General features: G+C 55.6%; 20 protein-coding genes. 7 read left to right on the forward strand and 13 right to left on the reverse strand.

Annotation, left to right across the window (positions count from 1 at the left end; all coding sequences use genetic code 11):
• The first annotated feature begins 72 nt into the window (after positions 1 to 72).
• From MWH02_RS03045 to MWH02_RS03055, 3 genes are all read left to right on the forward strand, one after another.
• On the forward strand, positions 73 to 663 hold the full coding sequence (locus MWH02_RS03045) for a metal-dependent hydrolase (RefSeq protein ID WP_222233561.1): 591 nt from the start codon (positions 73 to 75) through the stop codon (positions 661 to 663).
• Between the two features lie 150 nt (positions 664 to 813).
• On the forward strand, positions 814 to 2,205 hold the full coding sequence (locus tag MWH02_RS03050) for an L-cystine transporter (RefSeq protein WP_008102914.1): 1,392 nt from the start codon (positions 814 to 816) through the stop codon (positions 2,203 to 2,205).
• Positions 2,206 to 2,448: 243 nt separating this feature from the next.
• Positions 2,449 to 2,832: a DUF6515 family protein gene (locus MWH02_RS03055; protein WP_271459878.1), complete on the forward strand. Its 384-nt coding sequence runs from the start codon at positions 2,449 to 2,451 to the stop codon at positions 2,830 to 2,832.
• A gap of 55 nt (positions 2,833 to 2,887) precedes the next feature.
• Here MWH02_RS03055 and osmE read toward each other — a convergent pair whose 3' ends face one another.
• A complete protein-coding gene (gene osmE, locus MWH02_RS03060) occupies positions 2,888 to 3,223 on the reverse strand; it encodes an osmotically-inducible lipoprotein OsmE (protein WP_007892614.1) in 336 nt (111 codons plus the stop codon).
• Between the two features lie 192 nt (positions 3,224 to 3,415).
• On the opposite strand from osmE, the gene MWH02_RS03065 reads away from it, so the two are divergent.
• From MWH02_RS03065 to cho, 3 genes are all read left to right on the forward strand, one after another.
• Positions 3,416 to 4,606 (forward strand): multidrug effflux MFS transporter, encoded by a 1,191-nt coding sequence (locus MWH02_RS03065; protein WP_271459879.1) that lies wholly within the window; start codon positions 3,416 to 3,418, stop codon positions 4,604 to 4,606.
• 117 nt (positions 4,607 to 4,723) lie between these two features.
• Positions 4,724 to 5,551, forward strand: coding sequence for an NAD(+) synthase (gene nadE / locus MWH02_RS03070; RefSeq protein WP_271459880.1), 828 nt, complete (start codon positions 4,724 to 4,726; stop codon positions 5,549 to 5,551).
• A 110-nt stretch (positions 5,552 to 5,661) separates the two neighbouring features.
• Positions 5,662 to 6,522, forward strand: a complete 861-nt coding sequence (cho, locus tag MWH02_RS03075; protein WP_101764586.1) for an excinuclease Cho — start codon at positions 5,662 to 5,664, stop codon at positions 6,520 to 6,522.
• 78 nt (positions 6,523 to 6,600) lie between these two features.
• Here the strand turns inward: cho and spy are convergent, their stop codons facing one another.
• The 6 genes from spy to MWH02_RS03105 all read right to left on the reverse strand — a co-directional run bounded on the left by spy (position 6,601) and on the right by MWH02_RS03105 (position 13,563).
• On the reverse strand, positions 6,601 to 7,098 hold the full coding sequence (gene spy, locus MWH02_RS03080; protein ID WP_137385657.1) for an ATP-independent periplasmic protein-refolding chaperone Spy: 498 nt from the start codon (positions 7,096 to 7,098) through the stop codon (positions 6,601 to 6,603).
• A 384-nt stretch (positions 7,099 to 7,482) separates the two neighbouring features.
• Positions 7,483 to 8,478, reverse strand: a complete 996-nt coding sequence (gene astE / locus MWH02_RS03085; protein ID WP_101764588.1) for a succinylglutamate desuccinylase — start codon at positions 8,476 to 8,478, stop codon at positions 7,483 to 7,485.
• A 45-nt stretch (positions 8,479 to 8,523) separates the two neighbouring features.
• The gene (astB, locus tag MWH02_RS03090) at positions 8,524 to 9,852 is read right to left on the reverse strand and encodes an N-succinylarginine dihydrolase (protein ID WP_271459881.1); all 1,329 of its coding nucleotides are present in this window, start codon (positions 9,850 to 9,852) and stop codon (positions 8,524 to 8,526) included.
• Positions 9,852 to 11,318, reverse strand: coding sequence for a succinylglutamate-semialdehyde dehydrogenase (gene astD, locus MWH02_RS03095; RefSeq protein WP_271459882.1), 1,467 nt, complete (start codon positions 11,316 to 11,318; stop codon positions 9,852 to 9,854). Before astD ends, astB begins: the two co-directional genes overlap by 1 nt.
• The gene (gene astA / locus MWH02_RS03100; protein ID WP_222233567.1) at positions 11,315 to 12,346 is read right to left on the reverse strand and encodes an arginine N-succinyltransferase; all 1,032 of its coding nucleotides are present in this window, start codon (positions 12,344 to 12,346) and stop codon (positions 11,315 to 11,317) included. Before astA ends, astD begins: the two co-directional genes overlap by 4 nt.
• A complete protein-coding gene (locus MWH02_RS03105; RefSeq protein ID WP_110866001.1) occupies positions 12,343 to 13,563 on the reverse strand; it encodes an aspartate aminotransferase family protein in 1,221 nt (406 codons plus the stop codon). The genes astA and MWH02_RS03105 overlap by 4 nt, the downstream gene beginning before the upstream one ends.
• An 877-nt stretch (positions 13,564 to 14,440) precedes the next feature.
• On the opposite strand from MWH02_RS03105, the gene MWH02_RS03110 reads away from it, so the two are divergent.
• Entirely contained in the window at positions 14,441 to 15,514 is a 1,074-nt protein-coding gene (locus tag MWH02_RS03110; protein ID WP_271459883.1) for a porin, read from the forward strand.
• A 90-nt stretch (positions 15,515 to 15,604) separates the two neighbouring features.
• Here MWH02_RS03110 and MWH02_RS03115 read toward each other — a convergent pair whose 3' ends face one another.
• The 6 genes from MWH02_RS03115 to MWH02_RS03140 all read right to left on the reverse strand — a co-directional run bounded on the left by MWH02_RS03115 (position 15,605) and on the right by MWH02_RS03140 (position 21,538).
• Positions 15,605 to 17,041 (reverse strand): YchO/YchP family invasin, encoded by a 1,437-nt coding sequence (locus MWH02_RS03115; RefSeq protein ID WP_271459884.1) that lies wholly within the window; start codon positions 17,039 to 17,041, stop codon positions 15,605 to 15,607.
• A 300-nt stretch (positions 17,042 to 17,341) separates the two neighbouring features.
• Positions 17,342 to 17,467, reverse strand: a complete 126-nt coding sequence (locus MWH02_RS03120; protein WP_271459885.1) for a hypothetical protein — start codon at positions 17,465 to 17,467, stop codon at positions 17,342 to 17,344.
• A 32-nt stretch (positions 17,468 to 17,499) separates the two neighbouring features.
• The gene (locus tag MWH02_RS03125) at positions 17,500 to 18,297 is read right to left on the reverse strand and encodes a glucose 1-dehydrogenase (protein WP_101764596.1); all 798 of its coding nucleotides are present in this window, start codon (positions 18,295 to 18,297) and stop codon (positions 17,500 to 17,502) included.
• A gap of 11 nt (positions 18,298 to 18,308) precedes the next feature.
• The gene (locus MWH02_RS03130) at positions 18,309 to 19,376 is read right to left on the reverse strand and encodes an ABC transporter permease (protein ID WP_101764597.1); all 1,068 of its coding nucleotides are present in this window, start codon (positions 19,374 to 19,376) and stop codon (positions 18,309 to 18,311) included.
• Positions 19,377 to 19,396: 20 nt separating this feature from the next.
• Positions 19,397 to 20,917 (reverse strand): sugar ABC transporter ATP-binding protein, encoded by a 1,521-nt coding sequence (locus MWH02_RS03135; RefSeq protein WP_271459886.1) that lies wholly within the window; start codon positions 20,915 to 20,917, stop codon positions 19,397 to 19,399.
• Between the two features lie 9 nt (positions 20,918 to 20,926).
• On the reverse strand, positions 20,927 to 21,538 hold the full coding sequence (locus MWH02_RS03140; RefSeq protein ID WP_271459887.1) for a DUF2291 family protein: 612 nt from the start codon (positions 21,536 to 21,538) through the stop codon (positions 20,927 to 20,929).
• Between the last annotated feature and the right edge of the window lie 30 nt (positions 21,539 to 21,568).

Consider the following 21,568-nt stretch of genomic DNA (forward strand, 5'->3'; position numbering starts at 1 on the left):
CGTCACCATTCTCATTCACTGGATAAATCCCTATACTGGATGCATCGACAGTTTATGCAGCCAGGTTTCATCATGACGGCCGAAGGCCATATCATTTTTGCCATTGCCAGCGCCATTTTTGCCAAGCGCGCGGAGCTGACGCCAGTATTGGCCAGCGCCGACTGGTGGCATTTAGTGCCTGCTGCGCTGTTAACCTGCCTGCTGCCCGATATCGATCACCCTAAATCCGTGTTAGGCCAGCGCTTAAAGTGGCTATCGCATCCCATCGCCCGCATCTTTGGTCATCGTGGTTTTACCCACAGTTTGCTGGCGGTGGCGGTGAGTTTGTGGCTATTCCAGATCAATGTGCCCGCCGACTGGTTTCTTCCCGCCGACGTGCTGCAAGGCATGACGCTCGGCTATCTCAGCCATATTGTCGCCGATATGCTCACGCCCGCCGGCGTGCCGCTGCTGTGGCCCTGCCGCTGGCGCTTCCGTTTGCCCATCCTGAATAGTCAAAAAGGTAACCAGCTGGAGCGCGCACTTTGTCTGGCGCTGGTCGGTTATGCGTTATGGTTCCCGCCCGGCATGCCCTCTTTTGGTGCCAACGGCTGGCCGGAGCAACTGTTCAATACGCTACAAAATGGCGTCGGTCGGTTGGTTAATGGTCAAAAAGGTCAATAAGCAGTCGAATCAAGCGATAAAGTTATAAAGCATTCTTTTTGGGTATAAGCCCGCCCCACGCTGAACTGATAACATTCCAAATATTCCCTAACGGGGACTTACTGTTTTTCGTGCCATCCCAGGATGGCGCGTCACACTCTGGAGTTGAGCATGGATTTTCCCCTCATTATTAATATCGTGGCGTTTATCGCACTCCTGATTCTGCTGAATCGGATTGGCAACCAAAGCTGGAGCCTGTCCAAACGCGTGCTGACCGGTTTGGTTTTCGGTGTGGCCTTTGGTCTGGCGCTGCAAACCATCTATGGCGAAAACAGCCCAACCGTGAAAGCGTCGATTGGCTGGTTCAATATCGTCGGTAACGGCTACGTGCAATTGTTGCAGATGATCGTGATGCCGCTGGTGTTCGCCTCGATTCTGAGCGCGGTCGCACGTCTGCACAATGCCTCATCGCTGGGTAAAATCAGCGTGCTGACCATTGGCGTACTGCTGTTTACCACCGCGATTTCCGCGCTGGTCGGCGTGCTGGTGACCGGCCTGTTTGGCCTTAGCGCTGAAGGTCTGGTGCAAGGTGCGCAGGAAACCGCGCGTCTGAGCGCGATTCAGAGCAACTACGTGGGCAAAGTGGCTGATCTCAGCACGCCACAGCTGCTGCTCTCCTTCATTCCGAAAAACCCGTTTGCCGATCTGGCGGGCGCCAATCCCACCTCGATCATCAGCGTAGTGATTTTCGCCGCCTTCCTCGGTGTGGCGGCGCTGCAACTGCTGAAAGATGACAAGGTAAAAGGCGAGCGCGTGCTGGTAGCGATCGATACCCTGCAATCCTGGGTCATGAAGCTGGTGCGTTTGATCATGAAGCTGACGCCGTACGGTGTGCTGGCGCTGATGACCAAAGTAGTAGCCGGTTCCAACCTGCAGGACATCATTAAGCTGGGTGGCTTTGTGGTGGCCTCTTATCTCGGTCTGGCGATCATGTTTGCCGTACACGCGCTGCTGCTGTCGGTTAACGGCATCAATCCAATGCGCTTCTTCCGTAAAGTATGGCCGGTGATCACCTTCGCCTTCACCAGCCGTTCCAGCGCCGCCAGTATTCCACTGAATGTGGAGACTCAAACGCGTCGCCTGGGCGTGCCAGAATCGATCGCCAGCTTCTCGGCGTCATTCGGTGCCACCATCGGCCAGAACGGCTGTGCCGGTCTCTATCCCACCATGCTGGCGGTGATGGTTGCGCCAACCGTGGGCATCAACCCGTTTGATCCAATGTGGATTGCAACGCTGGTAGGTATCGTGACGCTGAGTTCTGCCGGTGTGGCTGGCGTCGGCGGCGGTGCCACCTTCGCCGCGCTGATCGTGCTGCCGGCAATGGGCCTGCCGGTCACGCTGGTCGCGCTGCTGATCTCCATCGAACCGCTGATCGATATGGGGCGTACCGCGCTCAACGTTAATGGTTCAATGACCGCTGGTTCACTCACCAGCCGCTGGCTCGGATTGACCGACAAGAAAGTGCTGGAGAGCGACGAGCACGCCGAACTGGCACACCGCTAAATTGATGAGTTGCAACAACGGCAGATCGCAAGGTCTGCCGTTTTTTTATGCCTGCGCGATATGCTCCATAAGGTCGCCGTTTATGACGGCCTTCCCCGCTTTCCTCCCCAATTCAACCCAATCATGGCGCTAGCGTCAGGAAAGCGTTAAGCATGGTAAACAGAGGAAAAATCAGCCGCTTTACGCTTGAGTTTTCGCTTAGTAAAGCCAATTCTGCTGTCAATCACAGCAGGAGAATCACCGATGAAAAAAGTTATCGCCTCGGTGCTGGCGTTAACCTTATTAACACCAGCCATCAGTTTTGCCCATCCCGGCGGTTGGGGCCCCGGCCCAGGCCCGCATTGGGGTGGAGGTCCACGTTGGGGCGGTCCCGGCCCGCTGCGTTTCCTACCCGAAGCAGCAACCGCCGTTTTGCTGGGCGGTCTGACCTATTACATGCTGAACGGTAACTACTATCAGCGTCAGGGCGACACCTATGTGGTGGTGCAGCCGCCTGAAGCCCCGCCGGGCGGCGGTATGCGCGTGCTGGATTTCAACGGCAAGCGTTATTACGTGCAGGAAGGTCACTACTACCAGCGCGAGATCGGCGGCGAGTATATCGAAGTGCCGCGTCCTTACGGTTTATAAGCGCCACAACGAAAAACGGCCCGTCAATGACGGGCCGTTTCTTATTCTGCTGCGATTACTGAGCCGCTTGCGGATCGGTATCGTAGTCTTTACAGCTCTGGAAACCGTAGTTCATGACGCGACCGGTATCGTTATAGCTCACGAAGTAGGTCTGCGGTTTGCCGTCGCGCTCGCCAATCACGTAAGTCTGGCAAGTGCCGCGAGCGTGAACCATGGTGATTTCAGTAGACGCTGGGCCGGCAATCTGGCGAACCTGATCGCGCGTCATGCCTTTCTTAACATCCTTCACTACCGGCTTGGTTACGTAGCTTTCGGCTTTGTCATAAGTCGTACAACCAGACAGGGCTGCCAGCGTCATAGCGGCAGCGATACATCCCATCACTTTATTCATGTTGTTGTTCCTCGTTTTTTTGTCCGTGTGAAATTAGCCTGGAACATAAATCCAGATTTATCAACTTTATGGGATAAATTTAGCTAAATTCCGAAGCGTTAGGATTTGGTAAAAATGCTGTGTTGATGCGCTACGGTTCGTATAATCACCCGCGAAAAAATACCTATAGCAATGAATAAAGACAGAGGATTAATGACACCTGCACCTTCTCATCGGCTGATTTATGCCATCACGCTGGGCCTGCTCGCTGCGCTCGGGCCACTTTGTATTGATCTATATCTGCCGGCGCTACCGGAGCTGGCGCGCGATCTGCACACCGAAACCGCCACGGCGCAGCTGAGCCTCACCGCTGGCTTGCTGGGTTTAGGTGCGGGTCAATTGCTGTTTGGGCCAATGAGCGACAAGTTTGGTCGCCTCCGTCCGCTACTGTTATCGCTGGTGCTGCTGTTTATTGCCTCGATTGGCTGTGCGCTGGCAAAAGACATCCACTCGCTGCTGGTAGCGCGTCTGTTTGAAGGTTTGGCAGGCGCCGGCGGCGCGGTGCTGTCGCGTGCCATTGCCCGAGATATGTACAGCGGCCATGAGCTGACGCGTTTCTTTGCACTGCTGATGCTGGTCAATGGTTTAGCGCCGATTGGTGCGCCGGTGCTGGGCGGCGCCTTGATGACGGTGCTTAACTGGCGCGGCATTTTCGTGGTGCTCGGCTGCATTGCCGTCCTGCTGATCTTCCTTGCCCGCTGGAAATTGCACGAAACTTTACCACCAGCGCGCCGCAGTCAGGGCTCGATCTTTTCCGCCTGGGCAGCGCTCGGCCAGGTCGTCACGCATCGGCAGTTTATGGGCTTCTGCCTGACGCAAGGTTTTATGATGTCCGGCATGTTTGCCTATATCGGCGCCTCGCCGTTTGTACTGCAACAGCTGTATGGCCTGACGCCGCAAGCCTTTAGCTTCTGCTTCGCTGCCAACGGCTTCGGCCTGATTATTGCATCACAAACCAGTGCACGCCTCTGTCCGCTGTGGGGAGAATATCGCGTACTGAAAGGTGGCCTGACGCTGGCGTTTGTTGCGTCGAGCGGCTTGCTGCTGGCGGGACTTACCGGCGCAGCGCTGCCAGTTCTGCTGGTCGCGCTGTTCTTCACCATCGCCTGTAATGGCGTGATCGCCACCACCGCTTCTTCGCTGGCGATGCAGAGCCAGGGCCAGCGCGCGGGCAGCGCCTCGGCGGTGATTGGCGTCGGCATGTTCACCTTTGGTGCCATCAGCGTACCCATTACCGGCCTGGGCGGCACCTCGGTCGCGAGCATGACCGGCACCATCTTTGGCTGCTTTATGCTGGCGATCGTGTCGTTCAATCTGCTGGTGCAGAAGGCAAAAAACGTCTGATTTGCCAACAAATAACCTGAACAACCAGCCGTGCGGCTTGTTGTTTGTGGGGAGAGGCGTTAGCTTTAGCAGATGATTCGCATTGTGCCGTCAGGCTACTGACTTGAGGAGAGGTTCATGTCACTGCAACAGGAAATCATTGAAGCCCTTGGTGTAAAACCGGTTATCGACCCGCAGCAGGAGATCCGCGTCAGCGTTGATTTTCTGAAGTCTTACCTGAAAGCCCATCCCTTTTTGAAAACGCTGGTACTCGGCATCAGCGGCGGCCAGGATTCGACACTGACCGGCATTTTGTCGCAAACCGCGATTCGCGAACTGCGTGAAGAGAGCGGCGATAACGATTACACCTTTATTGCCGTGCGTTTGCCGTATGGCGTGCAGGCCGATGAGCAGGATTGTCAGGATGCGCTGGCATTTATCCAACCCGATCGCACGCTGGTGGTGAACATCAAAGAAGCGATCCTGGCCAGCGAACGTGCGTTGAAAGATGCGGGTATTACGGTATCGGATTTCGTGCGCGGCAATGAAAAAGCGCGTGAGCGCATGAAAGCGCAGTATAGCATCGCCGGCATGACCAAAGGCGTGGTGGTCGGTACTGACCATGCGGCAGAGGCAATCACTGGTTTCTTCACCAAGTACGGTGACGGCGGTAGCGACATCAACCCGATCTTCCGCCTGCATAAAGGCCAGGGCAAACAGCTGCTGAAAACGCTGGGCTGCCCGGAACACCTCTATCTCAAGCATCCTACTGCCGATTTGGAAGATGATCGTCCTGGCTTGCAGGATGAAGTGGCGCTCGGCGTGACTTATCAGCAAATCGATGCCTATCTGGAAGGCAAGACCATCGATGTCGCCGCAGCAAAAACCATCGAAGGCTGGTATCTGAAAACTGAGCACAAACGTCGTCCGCCGATCACCGTGTTCGACGACTTCTGGAAGAAGTAAGTGCATGGCGTTTCCCGCCGTCCGGGCGGGAAACTTTCTCATCGCCGCTGACTGGCGAGAAAAAGCACAGTTTGATACACTGGATGGACAACCAGTAATTGGAGTGTGCTTTGGTCAGACGTGCAGCCAGCCACCGCCTCGATTTCGATGCGGCAGCCATCTATCAATATCCCGAACATCTACGTCAGTGGCTGGAAGGTTTACCCAACCAGCCGGGCGTCTATACCTTTCACGGTGAAAGCGAAAATCTGCCGCTGTATATCGGCAAAAGCGTCAACCTGCGCAGTCGGGTGATGGCGCATTTCCGGGCGCCGGATGAAGCCAAAATGCTGCGTCAGGCGCGGCGCGTCACCTGGATCCCGACCGCTGGCGACGTCGGCGCGCAGCTGCTGGAAGCGCAGATGATCAAAACGCAACAGCCGCTGTTTAATAAGCGCCTGCGTAAGAACCGCCAGCTCTGTTCGCTGCAGCTGGGCGACGGTGCGCCGCAGGTGGTGTATGCAAAGGATCTCGACTTCTCCCGCTCGCCCAATCTTTATGGCCTGTTTCGCAGTCGCTTTGCCGCGCTGGAGAAGCTAAAAGCCATCGCCGATGAGCAGCGCTTGTGCCACGGCTTGCTTGGGCTGGAGTCGTTGCGTCCGGGACGCGGCTGTTTTCGCGCTGCACTAAAACGCTGCGCCGGTGCCTGCTGTGGTAACGAGTCGGTTGCTGAGCATCAGCAGCGCCTGCATGCGGCATTAGAGCAGATGCGCATTCAATGCTGGCCGTGGCAAGGCCCGGTTGGCATGGTGGAAACGGGGACAAACATTACGCAAATCCATGTGATCGATCACTGGTTCTGGCTGGGATCGGTCAGCAGCGAGGCCGAAGCGCGCCAGCTGCAGCGCGCCTCGCACGGCTTCGATCATGACGGCTATAAAATTCTCTGCCGTCCGCTGCTTTCTGGTGTGTTCCCGCTGATCGAGCTTTAAAACAAAACCGCCGAGGTTGCCCAAAGCATCAGATGCGATGGACAACCCCGGCGGTCTCTATTCAGTTAGCGAAAGAACTTATTCAGCATCAGCCGGCGGTGGTGGCGTTTTGCCATCGTGCGGGCCTTTCTCAGTTAAGCGCTTCTCAAAGTTCGCGTTGTACTGTTTTTTCTGCTCTGGTGTCAGCACGTTGTAGATCTTGTTCTGGGTTTCCATCATCTGCAGCGCACGATCTTTGGCATTCGCCGTCATCTTCTCAGCCTGCGCTTCGGCTTTCGCACGGTCAAAGGTATCGGAAGCGATGATGGCATGGTCGGCACGACGCTCTTCCAGCGACGGGCGTTTCATCTCTTTATGTCCATCACGCAGAATCGTTTTGATCTGCGCTTTCTGCGCATCGGTCAGGTTCAGACCTTTAAACATCATCTCCATACCGTGGTGGCGCATCGGCGGCTTATGCATCGGTTTTTCGCTGCCTGCTGGCGGCGGAGTCAGGTTGTCTGCCGCTGCATGGACGATATTTGCAGCACCAAAAGCCATTGCGGTAGCCAGGAACACAGAAGTTAATTTACGCATAATATTGTCCTTACTTATCAGTTTAATGACGACAGCTTGTGTCGCGTCTTCGGAAACAAGCATACGACGCTGAACGTCAACTACTCAGAGGCTGAGTAAAGCCCTGAAAGCATAAAAGACAGAGATCAGGCAATCATGGAGAGAAAGAGAAGAAATGCGTGAGGAATTGAAAAAGTTTATGACAATCAAGGGAAAAACGCAGGAATTAAGGAGGAGTGTAACGGTATTGTCGGTTTTCAGGAAGGGAAATGTCGGCGCGTTGATGCCCTCACCCTGGCCCTCTCCCACCGGAAGAGGGAAACGCTGCCACATGTCACTCAATCCAAATATTCGCTCGTTCGGCTCCCTCTCCCGCCTGCGGGAGAGGGTTAGGGTGAGGGAAAATCACAACGCCAGCGCCTGCGTCTGTTCATTCTCCTCCACCAGCATCAGCCCCGCGCGCAATCCTGGCGCGACATTCGGATTGGGAAACAGCACATACTCGCGCGCCTGCTGCACGTAGTAACGCCGGTCACCCTCCTCCGCCAGCAGCGTGCCCTGCGGGAAAGCGGTAAAGTTCAGCGTCTCCGGCCCCATGTGCAACACAAACTTATCGCCGTGCCGGGTCAGTTGCTGCGCCACGCGATAATGGCGAGGCTGCTCACGCACCTCCGGCAAGGCATCGCCATACAGCAACGCCGCCAGCGCCCGCTGTACGCCAGCAAACTGGCTTAAATCGTTCTCACCAAACGGCAAAGCCTTGCCCAGCTCCAGCGTGCAGCTCGCCGCATTATGGTGCTCGCAGCTGTAATGGGTGAAGGTGCCGCCCGGTGAACGATGGAACACCAGCGCCTCCATTTCTGCCGCCGCCAGCCAGTGCATAAACGCCTCGGGCCACGGATTGGGATTCAGCGGCATCACGCCAAAACGCGCATGATACGAGCCGCGAATCGCGGTATGCAGATCGAGGTGCCAGCGCACTTCATGATCGAGACAGGCGCGCCAGAAACTCTCCAGCTCCTGCTCCAGCTGCAGCACGCGCTGCGCTTCGGGTACATCGGCCACCTGCTGCCAGCGTCCACCAAACAGGCGATTGATATCATGTTGCTGGTAGCGCTTGCCGCTGCGCAACGCGGCGGGATTACCCAAAATCACCAGCAAGCGCACTGCCAGCGGCTTCTCGCCTTTTAACAGTGGCGTCAGCAACAGATTGAGAATCTCAACCGGCGCGGTTTCATTGCCGTGAATGCCCGCAGAGAGCACCAGCGCCTGCTGTGTGGGCGTATGCGGCGTGAGGGACATCAGTCCCTCGTTATGCCATTGCCAACTGAGATGATCGTTGCTGCCCTCTCTTTGCTGTGGCGGCTCACCAGACAAGGTCTGCTGTAAAAAATCCTGCATGTTCACTCCTTTTTAACGACGTGGGGCGAACCTCTCACCCCGGCGTTAACGCTGAAACGCGTAGACACTGCCTAAGTCTAGCAGCTTCGTCAGCTCATCCAGCGCGGTGCGCCCTTCACGCAGCAGTTGCGGGTCGGCTAAATCGGCCTGAGTTAAGCGATCGCGGTAGTGGCGATCCACCCAATCGTTGAGCGTGGCAAACAGGCGATCGTTCATCAATACCGCCGGATTCAGCGCCTGACGCTCGGTTTCGGTTAACACCACGCGCAGACGCAAACAGGCCGGACCGCCACCGTTAAACATGCTTTCACGCAGATCGAAAACTTTCAGTTCACGGATCGGCCCGCCGCTCTCCACCAGCTCGGTGAGATAACGCCACACGCCCACATGCTGGCGTGACTCTTCTGGCAGCACCAGCAGCATACCGCCGTCGGCGCGCTGCAACAGCTGGCTATTAAACAGATAGGTGTTGACCGCATCGGTTACCGATACTTTATCGCGCGGCACTTCAATCGGCTGGAAACCGCTAACGCGGGCGGCGATGTCACTCAGCAACTGCGGCTGGTTCACAAAGGCATCCTGATGGCAGAACAGCACCTGCTGATTGCTCACCGCAATCACATCGTTATGGAACACGCCCTGATCAATCACCGCTGGATTTTGCTGGGCAAACAGCGTGCGCTGCGCATCAAGCTGATGCAAACGTGCCACCGCTTCGCTGGCTTCCCGCGTTTGACGCGCCGGATAACGTGCTGGCGTTGTGCCCTGCTGTTGCCCATCACGGCCATAAATAAACAGCTGCACGCCCGCATCACCGTAATCACTCCCGAAACGATTGTGATTGGCCGCGCCCTCATCACCGAACTGCGCCACCTGCGGCAGCGCATCGTGCACGCAGAAGTGCTGCGGATGACGGAAAATCGCGCGCAGCAGATCGGCAGTTTCCGGTGCCTCGATGGCGCGATGGAATTTGTTATTCAGATTGGCGACGGTGAAATGCACGCGACCATCGGCGCTATCCGCCGACGGCGACACCGTGGCGGCATTCGCCACCCACATCGCCGAGGCTGAGCTGGCCGCCGACAGCAGCTGCGGCGCGTGCTTCGCCGCCTGCGCCAGCACCTGCTCATCGCTGCCGCCAAAGCCGAGCTGGCGCAGCAGCGGCAGATTAGGACGTTCGTGCGGCGGGATCACGCCCTGCACGTAGCCCATATCCGCCAGCGCTTTCATCTTCAGCAAACCCTGCTTCGCCGCCAGACGCGGATTCGAGGGCTGCAACTGATTGCGCGTCGAGGCTTCGTTACCAAACGACAATCCCGCGTAGTGATGTGTCAGGCCGACCAGCCCATCAAAGTTCGCTTCAAATGCTTGCATTATTTCGCCCCCTGCGCGCAGAAATCGAGGCCCGGCGCTAAGCTGCCCGGCAGCGCCAGGCTTGGGCTCTCCAGCGACGCCATTGGCCATGCACAGTAATCGGCGGCGTACCACGCGCTGGCACGATGATTCCCGGATGCGCCAATGCCACCAAAGGGGGCGGTGCTGGCCGCGCCGGTCAGCGGTTTGTTCCAGTTAACGATACCGGCGCGCGCCTCCAGCAATAGCTGATCAAACTGCGCGCGCTGCGGCGAAATCAGACCGCACGACAAGCCATAGCGGGTATTATTGGCGATAGCAATCGCCTGCTCGAAGCTGTCGTAACGAATCACCTGCAGCAACGGACCAAAGACTTCTTCATCCGCTAAATCTTTCACTTCGGTCACATCAATGATGCCCGGCGTGATGATGGCGCTGTCGCGGTCCGGCCAGTGCATGCCGAGCATCACTTTCCCGCCCTTTTCCACCTGCTGCTGCCAGGCGGCAAAAATATGTCCGGCGGCGGTGGGTGAAATCACGCTGCCCATAAACGGCTGCGGCTCGGCATTCCACGCGCCAGGCTGCAAGCGCGCACTGACCTCAACCAAACGCTGCAGGAAGGCATCGCCCGCCGCGCCGCGCTTCACCAGCAGACGACGCGCGCAGGTGCAGCGCTGTCCGGCGGTAATAAAGGCCGACTGAATAGCGATATGTACCGCACCATCAAGATCCGCAGGATCTTCAACAATCAACGCATTGTTGCCGCCCATCTCTAGCGCCAGCATTTTTTCTGGCTGTCCGGCGAACTGACGATGCAGGTGATAGCCGGTGGCGGCGCTGCCGGTAAACAGCAGACCATCAATTTGTTCCGCATTGGCCAGCGCCTGGCCGGTTTCACGACCGCCTTGCAGCAGCGCCATCACGCCCGCTGGTAAACCGGCTTGCTGCCACAGCTGCACGGTTTTCTCCGCCGTCAGCGGCGTCAGCTCGCTCGGCTTAAACACCACGCAGTTACCCGCCAGCAGAGCTGGCACGATATGGCCGTTCGGCAGATGGCCGGGAAAATTATACGGACCAAACACCGCCAACACGCCGTGCGGACGATGGCGCAGCGAGCTCTCGCCATCGGCCTGTTCGCCGGTGCGGCTGTGATAGGCCTTAATCGAAATGGCGATTTTGTTGATCATCGCCTGCACTTCGGTCAGCGTTTCCCAGCGCGGCTTGCCGGTTTCCTGGGCGATGGTTTCCGCCAGCGCGGTTTTATGGCTTTCAAGCAGACGGGCAAACCCTTCCACCAGCGCCTGACGCTCCGCAAACGGTTTTCTCGCCCACTGCGGGAACGCCGCGCGCGCCGCTTCGCAGGCCGCAGCCACTTGCGCTGCCGATGCCGCTTTGCCCTGCCACAGCGTTTCGCCGGTCACCGGATTTTGTTTGCTCAGGGCGTCAGCGCCGCCGGTCACCCATTGACCTTGAATAAAATGCGTCATGCTTTTTTCTCCTCGCGACACAGCGTGACCACACGCAGTTGATCGCCAATGTTGCAATGCAGCGCCGCGCGCTGGCTTTCAGTCAGTTTTACCGTGCCGGATGCCATATCCACCGGCAGCAGCGCCACGCGGAAATGCTGGTAATCCGCGTTGGCCACCAGACACAGCGGCCAGCTTTCATCGGCTGCACCGCTCTCAGCGGTTAACTGGCGACTCTTGCGAATGGCACGAATGCGATCGATTTCGCACTCCAGCGTCGGGCCGCCGTCGAAGATGTCGACATAGTTGAGATAGCGGAAACCTTCCGCCTCCAGCACCGCACGCGCGGGCGCAGTTTTCGGATGGACTTCGCCAATCACTTTTTGCGCCGCTTCAGACAGGTAGTGAATGTAGAGCGGATGTTTGGGCATCAGCTCGGCGATAAAGGCTTTTTGCCCGGTGCCGCTCAGAAAGTCGGCTTTGCTGAACTCCATCGAGAAGAAGCGGCTGCCGACGCTGTCCCAGAATGGCGAGTGGCCATTGTCATCACTGACGCCACGCATCTCCGCCACCACATGTTGCATAAAGCGGTCGCGGAAGTTGGCCATAAACAGAAAGCGCGATTTCGACAGCAGATGGCCATTTTTTCCATCGCGGTAATCGGGATCGAGGAACAGCGTGCAGAGTTCGCTGCTGCCGGTGTGATCGTTGCTCAGCGACAGCGTCGGCAGGCTGGCATACACGTTCAGCTCTTTCGAAGCGTGCACCTGTGTGCCAACGCGGAAGTTGTACCAGGGATCCTGCAAACCCACCGCCGCTTCGATGGCGCAAATGCCGACGGCGCGATTATCCTCGCTGTCGGCCAGCACAAACACATAGCCTTGCTCAGCAGGCGGCAAGGCACCTTGCCAGGTGAGCAGCGAACGCTCAATACGGGCTTTGAGCGTTTCGCTATCCGCGGGCAGCGAGGTTAAGCCACCCCCGGTTTTACCCGCCAGCGACAACAACTGCGAGAGATCGTCACGTTCGACGGGGCGAATCACCATCATGATGTGGCTCCTTTGAGCACGCGTTCACAGGCACGTTCGAAACGCGCCAAACCTTCTTTAACTTCGCGCTCGCTGATGTTCAGCGCTGGCGCAAAACGTACCACGTTGGCACCTGCTATCAGCACCATTACGCCCTCTTCGGCCGCGGTGAGGTTGAACTGTTTGGCTTTACCGGCGAAATCGTCGTTAAGCACAGCGCCAATCAGCAGACCCAACCCGCGCACTTCTTTAAATACCGGCAGACGCTTGTTCAGTTCCTGCAACGCCGTAACAAACCATTGATGACGCTCGGCCACGCCGGCCATAAATTCCGGCTGATTAATCAGTTCCATCACTTTGCCCGCGACTGCGCCCGCCAGCGGGTTGCCGCCGTAGGTGGTGCCGTGCGTGCCTACGCCCATCACCTGCGCCAGATCTTCACGCGTCAGCATTGCGCCAATCGGGAAGCCGCCACCCAGCGCTTTGGCGGTGGTTAATACATCCGGGGTCACGCCGTAATGCATATAGGCATACAGCGAACCGGTGCGACCCACGCCGCTCTGCACTTCATCAAAAATCAGCAGCGCATGATGTTTGTCGCAGAGTTCACGCAGTCCGCGCAGGAAAGCGGGATCGGCTGGCAGGACGCCGCCTTCACCCTGAATCGGCTCGACGATCACCGCGCAGGTTTGGTCATTGATCAGCGCGGCCGCCGAGGCCAGATCGTTGAAATTAGCGTGTTCGACCGCCGGTGGCAGCGGCGCAAAATCCCGGGAATAGGCAGGTTGTCCGCCTGCTGTCACGGTAAACAGCGTGCGACCGTGGAAAGCATTATTAAAAGCAACGATGCCATTTTTCTCAGCACCGAAACGGTCGTGTGCGGTTTTACGTGCCAGTTTCAGCGCCGCTTCATTCGCTTCAGCGCCGGAGTTACAGAAGAACACGCGATCGGCAAAAGTGGCATCAATCAACTGTTTGGCGAGACGCAGGATCGGTTCATTGGTATAGCCATTTCCGGTATGCCACAGTTTGCCGGCCTGTTCGATCAGCGCCTGCTGCAACGCCGGATGCGCATGTCCCAATGCGTTAACCGCAATGCCACCGGCAAAATCGATATACTCTTTGCCTTGCTGATCCCACAGCGTTGAACCTTCCGCGCGGACCGGAACAAAAGCCGCGGGTGCATAAACTGGCATCATCCATTGATCGAAATTCTGACGTGAAACCTGCAGTGACATAGCCCTTTCTCCTGCTCCACACCCGGTGAAGCCTTTTGTTTTGAAATTGTTAAAAATGTTAAGTGGCAGCTCTACTGTATATTGCAGATAGCGTGCCAGCCAGCCGCAAAAATGCATAATCGTCTTACCACTACGGAATATCAATAACTTAACAGGTGGTGATATTCACTTTAATTGCATAAAAAGTGAATATCAGTCTGATGCAGGCTGAATAGCAGTAATTTATTTAGCGGATTTATGCATCGGCAAAATGAAATATTGCTTTTGTGATCGGGCAGGAAATATTTCGCCAAATTAATGCGATAAACGCACTTTTTTGGGGCGCAATGTGCCTGATTGGTGCAGGAAAGTGATAGCGCGGTGCAAATTTAGCATGGCGCGAATTAATCGGGTTTTAACATTTCCCTCACTGAATTGAATATTATTTCGCCAGTTCATTGTTAAGCGAAAAGCTAAATAACATTTTGTGACCAGGGTTATTATCAGAACAGAAATAAAAGGACACAAAGCCATGAAGCCGATAATTACCCTGCTAATGATTAGCTGGATTCAGATATTTGCTATTGAACAATAATGCATAGGCTTGTGCTATTTCACGAACAAGCTACTGATTTTATTTACGCATCTTTAAATTTAAGGTTATTCAATAAAATCATACAGATAAATATTAAAATCATCATTACACATATTGTCTTATGGATAAGTTTAACCAATACAAAATTCCACATAATGGAATTTAAGATTAAAAATCACACAAAAAGTTAACGAGAAATATTTAGTTACATATATTGCACTGTCGATCTTGAACCTTTTGTGTCATTTTCTTTTCACCCCGCAGATGGGGACAAAATTAAAAAATATCACAGGGTAAAATTAAATGATGAAGCGCTCCTTACTGGCAGCAGTGATGCCTTTACTGCTGGGACTTTCTTCGGCTCAGGCCGCCGAAATCTATAACAAAGATGGCAACAAGCTGGACCTGACTGGCAAAATTAACGTCTCGCATCTGTTCTCCGATAACGAAGGGTCAAATGGTGATACCTCGTCTTATACCCGTATTGGTTTTAAAGGCGAAACCAAGATCAACGATCAACTGACCGGCTACGGTCAATGGCAGTACCAGTACAGCCTGAGCAACTCTGAAGGCAGCGATGCCAACAGCGGTAACAGAACCCGCCTGGGCTTTGCTGGCCTGAAGTTTGGTCAGTTCGGCTCGATCGATTACGGTCGTAACTACGGTTTGATTTATGACGTGCTGGGTTACACCGATATGCTGCCCTTCTTTGGTGGCGATCAAGGTTACTCTGATGGGTTCCTGTCCAGCCGCTCAGGTGGCGTGTTGACCTGGCGCAACAAAGATTTCTTCGGTCTGGTGAAAGGCTGGAACGTTGCTGCACAGTACGAAGGTAAAAACGATCGTAGCGATGCAAACGTTGCAGTACGCCGTTCGAATGGTGATGGCTTCGCGCTCTCCACTTCTTATGATTTCGATTTCGGTCTGAGCCTGGTTGGCGCTTACGCGAGCCTGGATCGTACCAATACGCAGAACCAGGCCTTACGTGGCGAAGGCGAGAAAGCACAGCACTGGACCACGGGCCTGAAATACGATGCTAACCAGATTTACCTGGCAACCATGTACGGCGAAACGCTCAACGCAACCCCAATCACTGGTGGCTTCGCTAACAAAGCCGTTAACTTTGAAGCCGTTGCGCAGTATCAGTTCATTAACGGACTGCGTCCTTCAATCGGCTATGTTTCATCTAAAGGCAAAGAGATTGAAAATATTGGTGATGTCGATCTCACCAAATACGTCGCTGTAGGTGGAACCTACTACTTCAACAAAAACATGTCTGTGTACGCTGAATACAAGATCAACCTGTTAAAAGATGATAATGCGTTGGGCATCGCTTCTGATGATGTCACCGCTGTGGGTCTGATTTACCAGTTCTAAGTGGCAATACCCTCATGGCTGTTCGGCTAGTGTCGGCTGAATATGCGCAAAGGGCAGCGAAAGCTGCCCTTTTTTATTGGTGCGAGGCGATTACGGCGCCATCAAATCAAAGCGATCATCATCGCCCTGATCCAGTGAGAACGGCGGCTGCAATTGCAGGACGATCTCGTTCGAGGTGACGCGATTCTGTTTACTGTCTTCTAACACCACCGACAAGCGATAGCTGTTATGCGCACCCGGCGAGTTATCCCACGCGGGCAGGATCACACTCCAGCCCTGTGGATCGTTGGGATTGGCACCCGGCGTCAGGCTCAGCGCCTGGGTATCGCCCTGCCACATCACTTTAGCGATCGGATTGGTGCTGCGGATTTGCAATTTCAGCGGCAAACTTTCTCCGCCATTCAGCTGCCACGGCGGCGTAGCGAGAAACACCGACAGCGTTTTACGCTGGCGATATTCCAGCACCGGCGTATAGCTGCGCGTCACGTTATCGTAGCGACTGCCGCGCAGTGAGTGCGCAGCCGCTACGTTATCCGGACTCAGCTGCTGGCTGAGCGCCACGCCAAAGCGATAGTTGAGACGCAAGCCGAGCTGATCCTGGCTCTCACCGCTGTCGCTGGTTTTATGGCTGGCAGATAAGGTCACCAGCGGCACCGGTGTGTAGGTGACACCAAAGGTTAATGCTGACGGATTGTGGTAGCGGTTGCCGGAACTAAATAGATCGACGTTATCGCCCAGATATTGCTGCCAGCTTACTGACGCACCGAGTTGACGATAGTGCGGCAAATAGCCTTGGGTGGTGAAATCATAGCCGCGCGCCATGCGCTGCTGCTGGAAGGGATTGCGATCCTGCCAGCCCGACAGCGGCGTATAGTAGTTGGCGGAGAAGCGCAGATAATCGCCCCATGCTTCGGTCCCCAGCGAAGCGCGCTGTAGGCCACTGCTGAACATGCGATCGACGAAACCGTTATAGCCCAGCAGCCATTTTCCTGCCACCCAACGTTGCCCGAGGCCAGCATTGCCGACCAGCCCATCATCAGTTTGATGAAAGCCGACCTGACTGAAGGTCAGGTAGCGATAGTTATCCGCCCAGGGTGTCAGCAGCGAAGCACCGCTGCCGGCAAAATTGCCCTCCATATCCACATTGAAATCGATTTGAGCATTGCCATACGGTGACAACAGCGACTGGCCTTCATCAACCAGTCGATTGCCCACTTCATCGCGGAAATGGTTAAAGGCCCACAGCCCCGCCTGCTGGCCAAGGGCATTGTCGTCCGTACTGTTCTGGCTGGCTTCACCAATGCTTTTGGCAATGGTCGCCAGTTTTTTGTTGAACGCTTCCGTTTCATCCTGGTAACCCAATGCAGGCAACCGATCGGCCATTTTCTGGAAACGTGTGGGATCGCTAAACGGCGCATCGGCGAGTTTAGTGTCAGAGATCAACGCCAGCGCAGGCGCGGATGCGGCAAGTAGTGAAAAACCAGAGAGATAACGCACGCTTTTAGGTGATAACAAAGTAAATAACATAGCTAAAAATAGGGTTCGACCCGGTTCAGAATTAGAGGTGGCTCACAAAACTGCATAAGTCTACCCTAGCATATTCTGATGCAAGTGCCGGACATGTCTGGTTTCGATTAAGGCAGAAAACGAAAAATCAGAATGTAGGTAAGCAGGCGACGCAATGTGTTGTGCCCTGCTTGCCCATCAAGAGATAACCTCTCAAATCATTGAGCGCGCACATTGTAGCGGCGCAATGCATTGCGTAATGCTCGTCAGTTAAAATATGAACCCCCTAATTACCGAGAGCATATGTTGTAGCGGCGCAATTCATTGCGCGATAAATCGCGCCGCTACTGAAGGTGCGGAGATTTGATACAGCGCTTTAGTGATCGGCATTGCGCGATGAATCACGCCGCTACGGAAGGTGCGACCATGAGGCTTAGTGTTTAGCATGACGCCATCAATGGCGACCCAAAAGCGAACTATCAGGAGAAAATCAAACCGCCATCCACATTGATGGTCTGCCCGGTGATATAGCGCGCATCGTCAGAGGCGAGGAAAGCCACCAAGCCAGCGACATCTTCCGGCTGCCCTGCGCGTTTAAGCGGGATGTTTTCCACCCATTCGGCCATCAGTTCGCCTTTGCCATACTGCTTTTTATCGCTGCTGAGGATCTCGCCCCACACGCGATCGTTGTAGTCCCACATTTCACTCTCGATGATGCCCGGACAGAAGGCATTCACCGTGATATGCCACGGCGCCAACTCCAGCGCCAGGCTTTGAGTAATACCGATCACGCCCATCTTGCTGGCGGCATAGTGCGGCGTATAAATGAAACCCTGCCGTCCCTGACCGGACGAGGTGTTGATCAGGCTGCCGCTGCCCTGTTTCACCATATATTTCGCCGCTTCCCGGCAGCACAGCCACACGCCCGTGGTGTTCACCGCAAGGATCTTCTCGAAGTCACTTTTGGGCATCGCATCGAAACGATCGATGGTAATCACCCCCGCATTCTGAATCGACACATCAATGCTGCCAAAGCGCTCAGCCGCCTGCTGATAAAGCTGCTGTACCTCCGTTTCATCGGTAACATCGACCTGCAGCGCCAGAACCTCACTGCCAAACTGCTGTTCGATGGCCTGCGCGGTACTGAAAACGCGTTCCGAATTCGACACCATCACCAAACGCGCCCCGTCGCGGGCAAAGCGCGCTGCAATGCCCGCGCCAATGCCGCGGCAGGCGCCGGTAATCACCACCGTCTTTCCACTAAAATCGCGTGTCATATTGCCTCCTGTTATCCATGTGTCGCTTCAGGCAGGGCGGCCGATTGCTGCTTTTTTTCATGTCTGCGCAGCAGCACCACCTTACTTTGTAATTTTTGCTGGAACTGATCGATCACCACCGCAGTGACAATCACCAGGCCTTTGATCACCATTTGCCAGAAATCGCTGACGCCCATCATCACCATGCCATCGGCGAGAAACACGATGACAAAAGCACCGATAATCGAGCCTGAAACGCGACCGCGTCCACCCGCCAGCGCCGTGCCGCCCAGCACCGTGGCACCGATGGCGTCCATCTCGAACATGTTGCCGGTCATCGGGTGCGCGGTTTGCAACTGCGACGCCACAATCAAACCGACCAGCGCGGCGCACAAGCCGGAAAAGGCGTAGACAAACACTTTGACCTTGATAATCGGCACACCCGCCAGGCGCGCCGCCGATTCGTTGCCACCGGTGGCATAGATGTAACGACCCAGCGGGGTTTTACGCGTCAGATACAACCCCAGCAGCAGGAAGCCGAGCATCATCCATATTGGGATATACACGCCCAATATCGAACCCGAACCGAGCAAGGCGAAGCCGGTATTACCCAGTGCTGGCGTGCCGACAAGGTTGGCGTAGGTGCTGCCATCGTTGAACAGCAGCGCGGCGCCGCGTGCCACGTACATCATGCCGAGCGTACAGATAAACGGCGCTACGCCGAGTCGCGTCACCACCGCGCCATTAATCAATCCCAGCGCCACGCCGAACAGCGCCACCACCAGAATCACTTCGGGCACGTTGAAAAACAGTACGTTGCCGCCCCATAGCGGTACGCCGTTGGTGAGCAGCGCACCCGCCACCATGCCGCATATGCCCGCCACCGCCCCGACCGAAAGATCGATGCCACCAGTCAAGATCACCAGCGTCATGCCAATCGCCAGCAAGCCGGTAATTGCCACATGCTGCGTCATGATCAGCAGGTTGGAGGTGGTGAGAAAGTTAGGCACCATAAAGCTGAAGAAACTCACCACGATCAGCAAGGCAATAAAGGTACGCGCCTTAAGCAGGTACATATAGATCAGGTATTTTTGATTCATCGTTTTACTCTCCAGCGGGCTCAATCGCGTGGCGTTGAGGCGCTAATCAGGGCTTCGCGCGTGGCCGCCGCGCGCGGTAAATCGGCGGTGATGCGACCATCCGCCATCACCAGAATGCGGTCAGCCAGCGCCATCACTTCATCCAGTTCGGACGAGGAGAACATCACCGCCAATCCCTGCTGCGCCAGGTTGCCAATCAGGTGATAAACATCGGTTTTTGCCCCCACATCAATGCCGCGCGTGGGCTCATCCAGCAGCACCACCTGCGGCCCGGTCATCAGGGCTTTACCCAGCACCACTTTTTGCTGATTGCCGCCGCTTAAGGAGGTGATCGGCAGCTCGGGATCGCTGACCTTGATGGCGAGATGGCCAATCATTTCATCCACACGGCGCTGCTCGTTGTGCGGATTGAGCTTGCGCCAGCAGCGGCGGAAACCCCGCAGGCTGAGATCGCTGAGCGTCATGTTGGCGGTGATCGACATCAGCTGTACCACGCCTTCGGTTTGCCGATCTTCCGGCACCAGCGCGATGCCTTTTTTCAGTCGCTGCTGGAAACTGCGCTTCTCCAGCGCTTCGCCGTTCAGACTGACGCTGCCCGACTGACAGTGCATCATGCCAATCAACCCTTTGAACAACTCGGTGCGCCCGGCGCCCAGCAAACCGTAGATGCCAATCACTTCGCCTTTTCGCAGCGAGAAAGAGACATCATTGAGCTTGTAACCGCCGTTTTGATGCAGCGCGGTCAGCCCGTTGACGCTGAGTACCGTTTCACCCTGCGTCGCTGGTTGGTAATCGAAGTGTTTCTTCTTGTCGCCCACCATCTGCTCAATGATCCACGGAATCGAGGCGTCGCGGACTTCGCGTTCGCTGATGAAGCGTCCGTCGCGGAAGATGGTGATGTGATCGCCAATCTCCATCAGCTCTTCCAGCCGATGTGAGATATAGATAATGGTGACGCCGCGCCGTTTAAGCTGGTCGATGACGTTGAACAGCACTTTCACTTCTGACTGGCTGAGTGCGCTGGTCGGTTCATCCATGATCAGCACGCGCGTGTCCTTGGACAGCGCGCGGGCGATCTCCACCAGCTGCTGATGGCCGATACCGAGTTCAGCCAGCGGCGCGTAGGGATCGACATCCAGCTCCAGCCGTTCCAGCAACGCTTTGGCGAGCGAATACTGATACTTCTCGTTGATCACGCCGCGCTGGAAAAACTCATTGGCCATGAAGATGTTGTCCATCACGTTCATATTGGGAAACAGGTTCAGCTCCTGAAAAATAATGCTGATGCCCTGTTTTTCCGCCTGATGCGTGGAGCTCAGCGACACCGCTGCGCCGTCCAGCAGAATCTCGCCGGATGACGGGATCTCCACGCCCGCCAGCATTTTCATCATGGTGGATTTGCCCGCGCCGTTTTCGCCAATCAGCACGTTAACTTTGTTGCGATAAACGCGATAATTGACCTGATCCAGCGCGGTGACGCCGGGATAGATGCGCGACACGTTGCGGGTTTCAATGATCACGTCATGTTGAGGCTGTTGCATATCCGCTCCTTACTGACGTGTAATCGCCGCTGGTGTCACATTCGGCACCTGTTCCGGCGTATCAAAGCTGCTAAACACGCCAGCCAGCTGCACTTTGTCACCCACTTTGGGCTTGAAAGCACTCATCATGTTCGCCGCTTGCTGATTGATCGCGCGACTGTAATCGCCGAACAGCACCTGATCGTTAAAGTCCTGATAGCTGGCACCTTTGTAGGCATCGCGCAACACCGTGCCGGGAAAAATCGGGCCAACCTGCACCGTGACAGTGTCACCGGACACATCTTTCACTGTCATCCGACCGTTACGCGACGTGGTGTTAACCGCCGTGATTTCACCGCTCACGTTGACACTGAACACGCACGGGTTCTCTTCCTGACTGCGATAGCCGTAAGTTTTACAAGCGCTATCAAAATCTTTGGCGGATTTCAGCGCATTCAATAACTCAGCCACCGGCTTCGCATCATGTTGAACTTGCGGTACCAGTTTCTGTTGCCACATTTGGGCAATATTGCCCATTTTGGGATTGGGAGGATTTTTCAGGTCGGCCAGCTCCTGCTGCGACACAATGCGGCAACCGCTAAGGATCACGACAGGAAGCAGTAACCAGAGTCGTCTGTGCATCACATTCTCCTGGGCGCCCGATCTACGGGC

The sequence above is a fragment of the Pantoea leporis genome (assembly GCF_028048155.1).
Taxonomy (GTDB): domain Bacteria; phylum Pseudomonadota; class Gammaproteobacteria; order Enterobacterales; family Enterobacteriaceae; genus Pantoea; species Pantoea leporis.

What these genes read in the sequence shown, in the direction of transcription:
- MWH02_RS03045 (WP_222233561.1), top strand. Translation starts at nt 73, where the DNA reads ATGACGGCCGAAGGCCATATCATTTTTGCCATTGCCAGCGCCATTTTT.
- MWH02_RS03050 (WP_008102914.1), top strand. Translation starts at nt 814, where the DNA reads ATGGATTTTCCCCTCATTATTAATATCGTGGCGTTTATCGCACTCCTG.
- MWH02_RS03055 (WP_271459878.1), top strand. Translation starts at nt 2,449, where the DNA reads ATGAAAAAAGTTATCGCCTCGGTGCTGGCGTTAACCTTATTAACACCA.
- osmE (WP_007892614.1), bottom strand. Translation starts at nt 3,223, where the DNA reads ATGAATAAAGTGATGGGATGTATCGCTGCCGCTATGACGCTGGCAGCC.
- MWH02_RS03065 (WP_271459879.1), top strand. Translation starts at nt 3,416, where the DNA reads ATGACACCTGCACCTTCTCATCGGCTGATTTATGCCATCACGCTGGGC.
- nadE (WP_271459880.1), top strand. Translation starts at nt 4,724, where the DNA reads ATGTCACTGCAACAGGAAATCATTGAAGCCCTTGGTGTAAAACCGGTT.
- spy (WP_137385657.1), bottom strand. Translation starts at nt 7,098, where the DNA reads ATGCGTAAATTAACTTCTGTGTTCCTGGCTACCGCAATGGCTTTTGGT.
- astE (WP_101764588.1), bottom strand. Translation starts at nt 8,478, where the DNA reads ATGCAGGATTTTTTACAGCAGACCTTGTCTGGTGAGCCGCCACAGCAA.
- astB (WP_271459881.1), bottom strand. Translation starts at nt 9,852, where the DNA reads ATGCAAGCATTTGAAGCGAACTTTGATGGGCTGGTCGGCCTGACACAT.
- astD (WP_271459882.1), bottom strand. Translation starts at nt 11,318, where the DNA reads ATGACGCATTTTATTCAAGGTCAATGGGTGACCGGCGGCGCTGACGCC.
- astA (WP_222233567.1), bottom strand. Translation starts at nt 12,346, where the DNA reads ATGATGGTGATTCGCCCCGTCGAACGTGACGATCTCTCGCAGTTGTTG.
- MWH02_RS03105 (WP_110866001.1), bottom strand. Translation starts at nt 13,563, where the DNA reads ATGTCACTGCAGGTTTCACGTCAGAATTTCGATCAATGGATGATGCCA.
- MWH02_RS03110 (WP_271459883.1), top strand. Translation starts at nt 14,441, where the DNA reads ATGATGAAGCGCTCCTTACTGGCAGCAGTGATGCCTTTACTGCTGGGA.
- MWH02_RS03115 (WP_271459884.1), bottom strand. Translation starts at nt 17,041, where the DNA reads ATGTTATTTACTTTGTTATCACCTAAAAGCGTGCGTTATCTCTCTGGT.
- MWH02_RS03120 (WP_271459885.1), bottom strand. Translation starts at nt 17,467, where the DNA reads ATGCTAAACACTAAGCCTCATGGTCGCACCTTCCGTAGCGGCGTGATT.
- MWH02_RS03125 (WP_101764596.1), bottom strand. Translation starts at nt 18,297, where the DNA reads ATGACACGCGATTTTAGTGGAAAGACGGTGGTGATTACCGGCGCCTGC.
- MWH02_RS03130 (WP_101764597.1), bottom strand. Translation starts at nt 19,376, where the DNA reads ATGAATCAAAAATACCTGATCTATATGTACCTGCTTAAGGCGCGTACC.
- MWH02_RS03135 (WP_271459886.1), bottom strand. Translation starts at nt 20,917, where the DNA reads ATGCAACAGCCTCAACATGACGTGATCATTGAAACCCGCAACGTGTCG.
- MWH02_RS03140 (WP_271459887.1), bottom strand. Translation starts at nt 21,538, where the DNA reads ATGCACAGACGACTCTGGTTACTGCTTCCTGTCGTGATCCTTAGCGGT.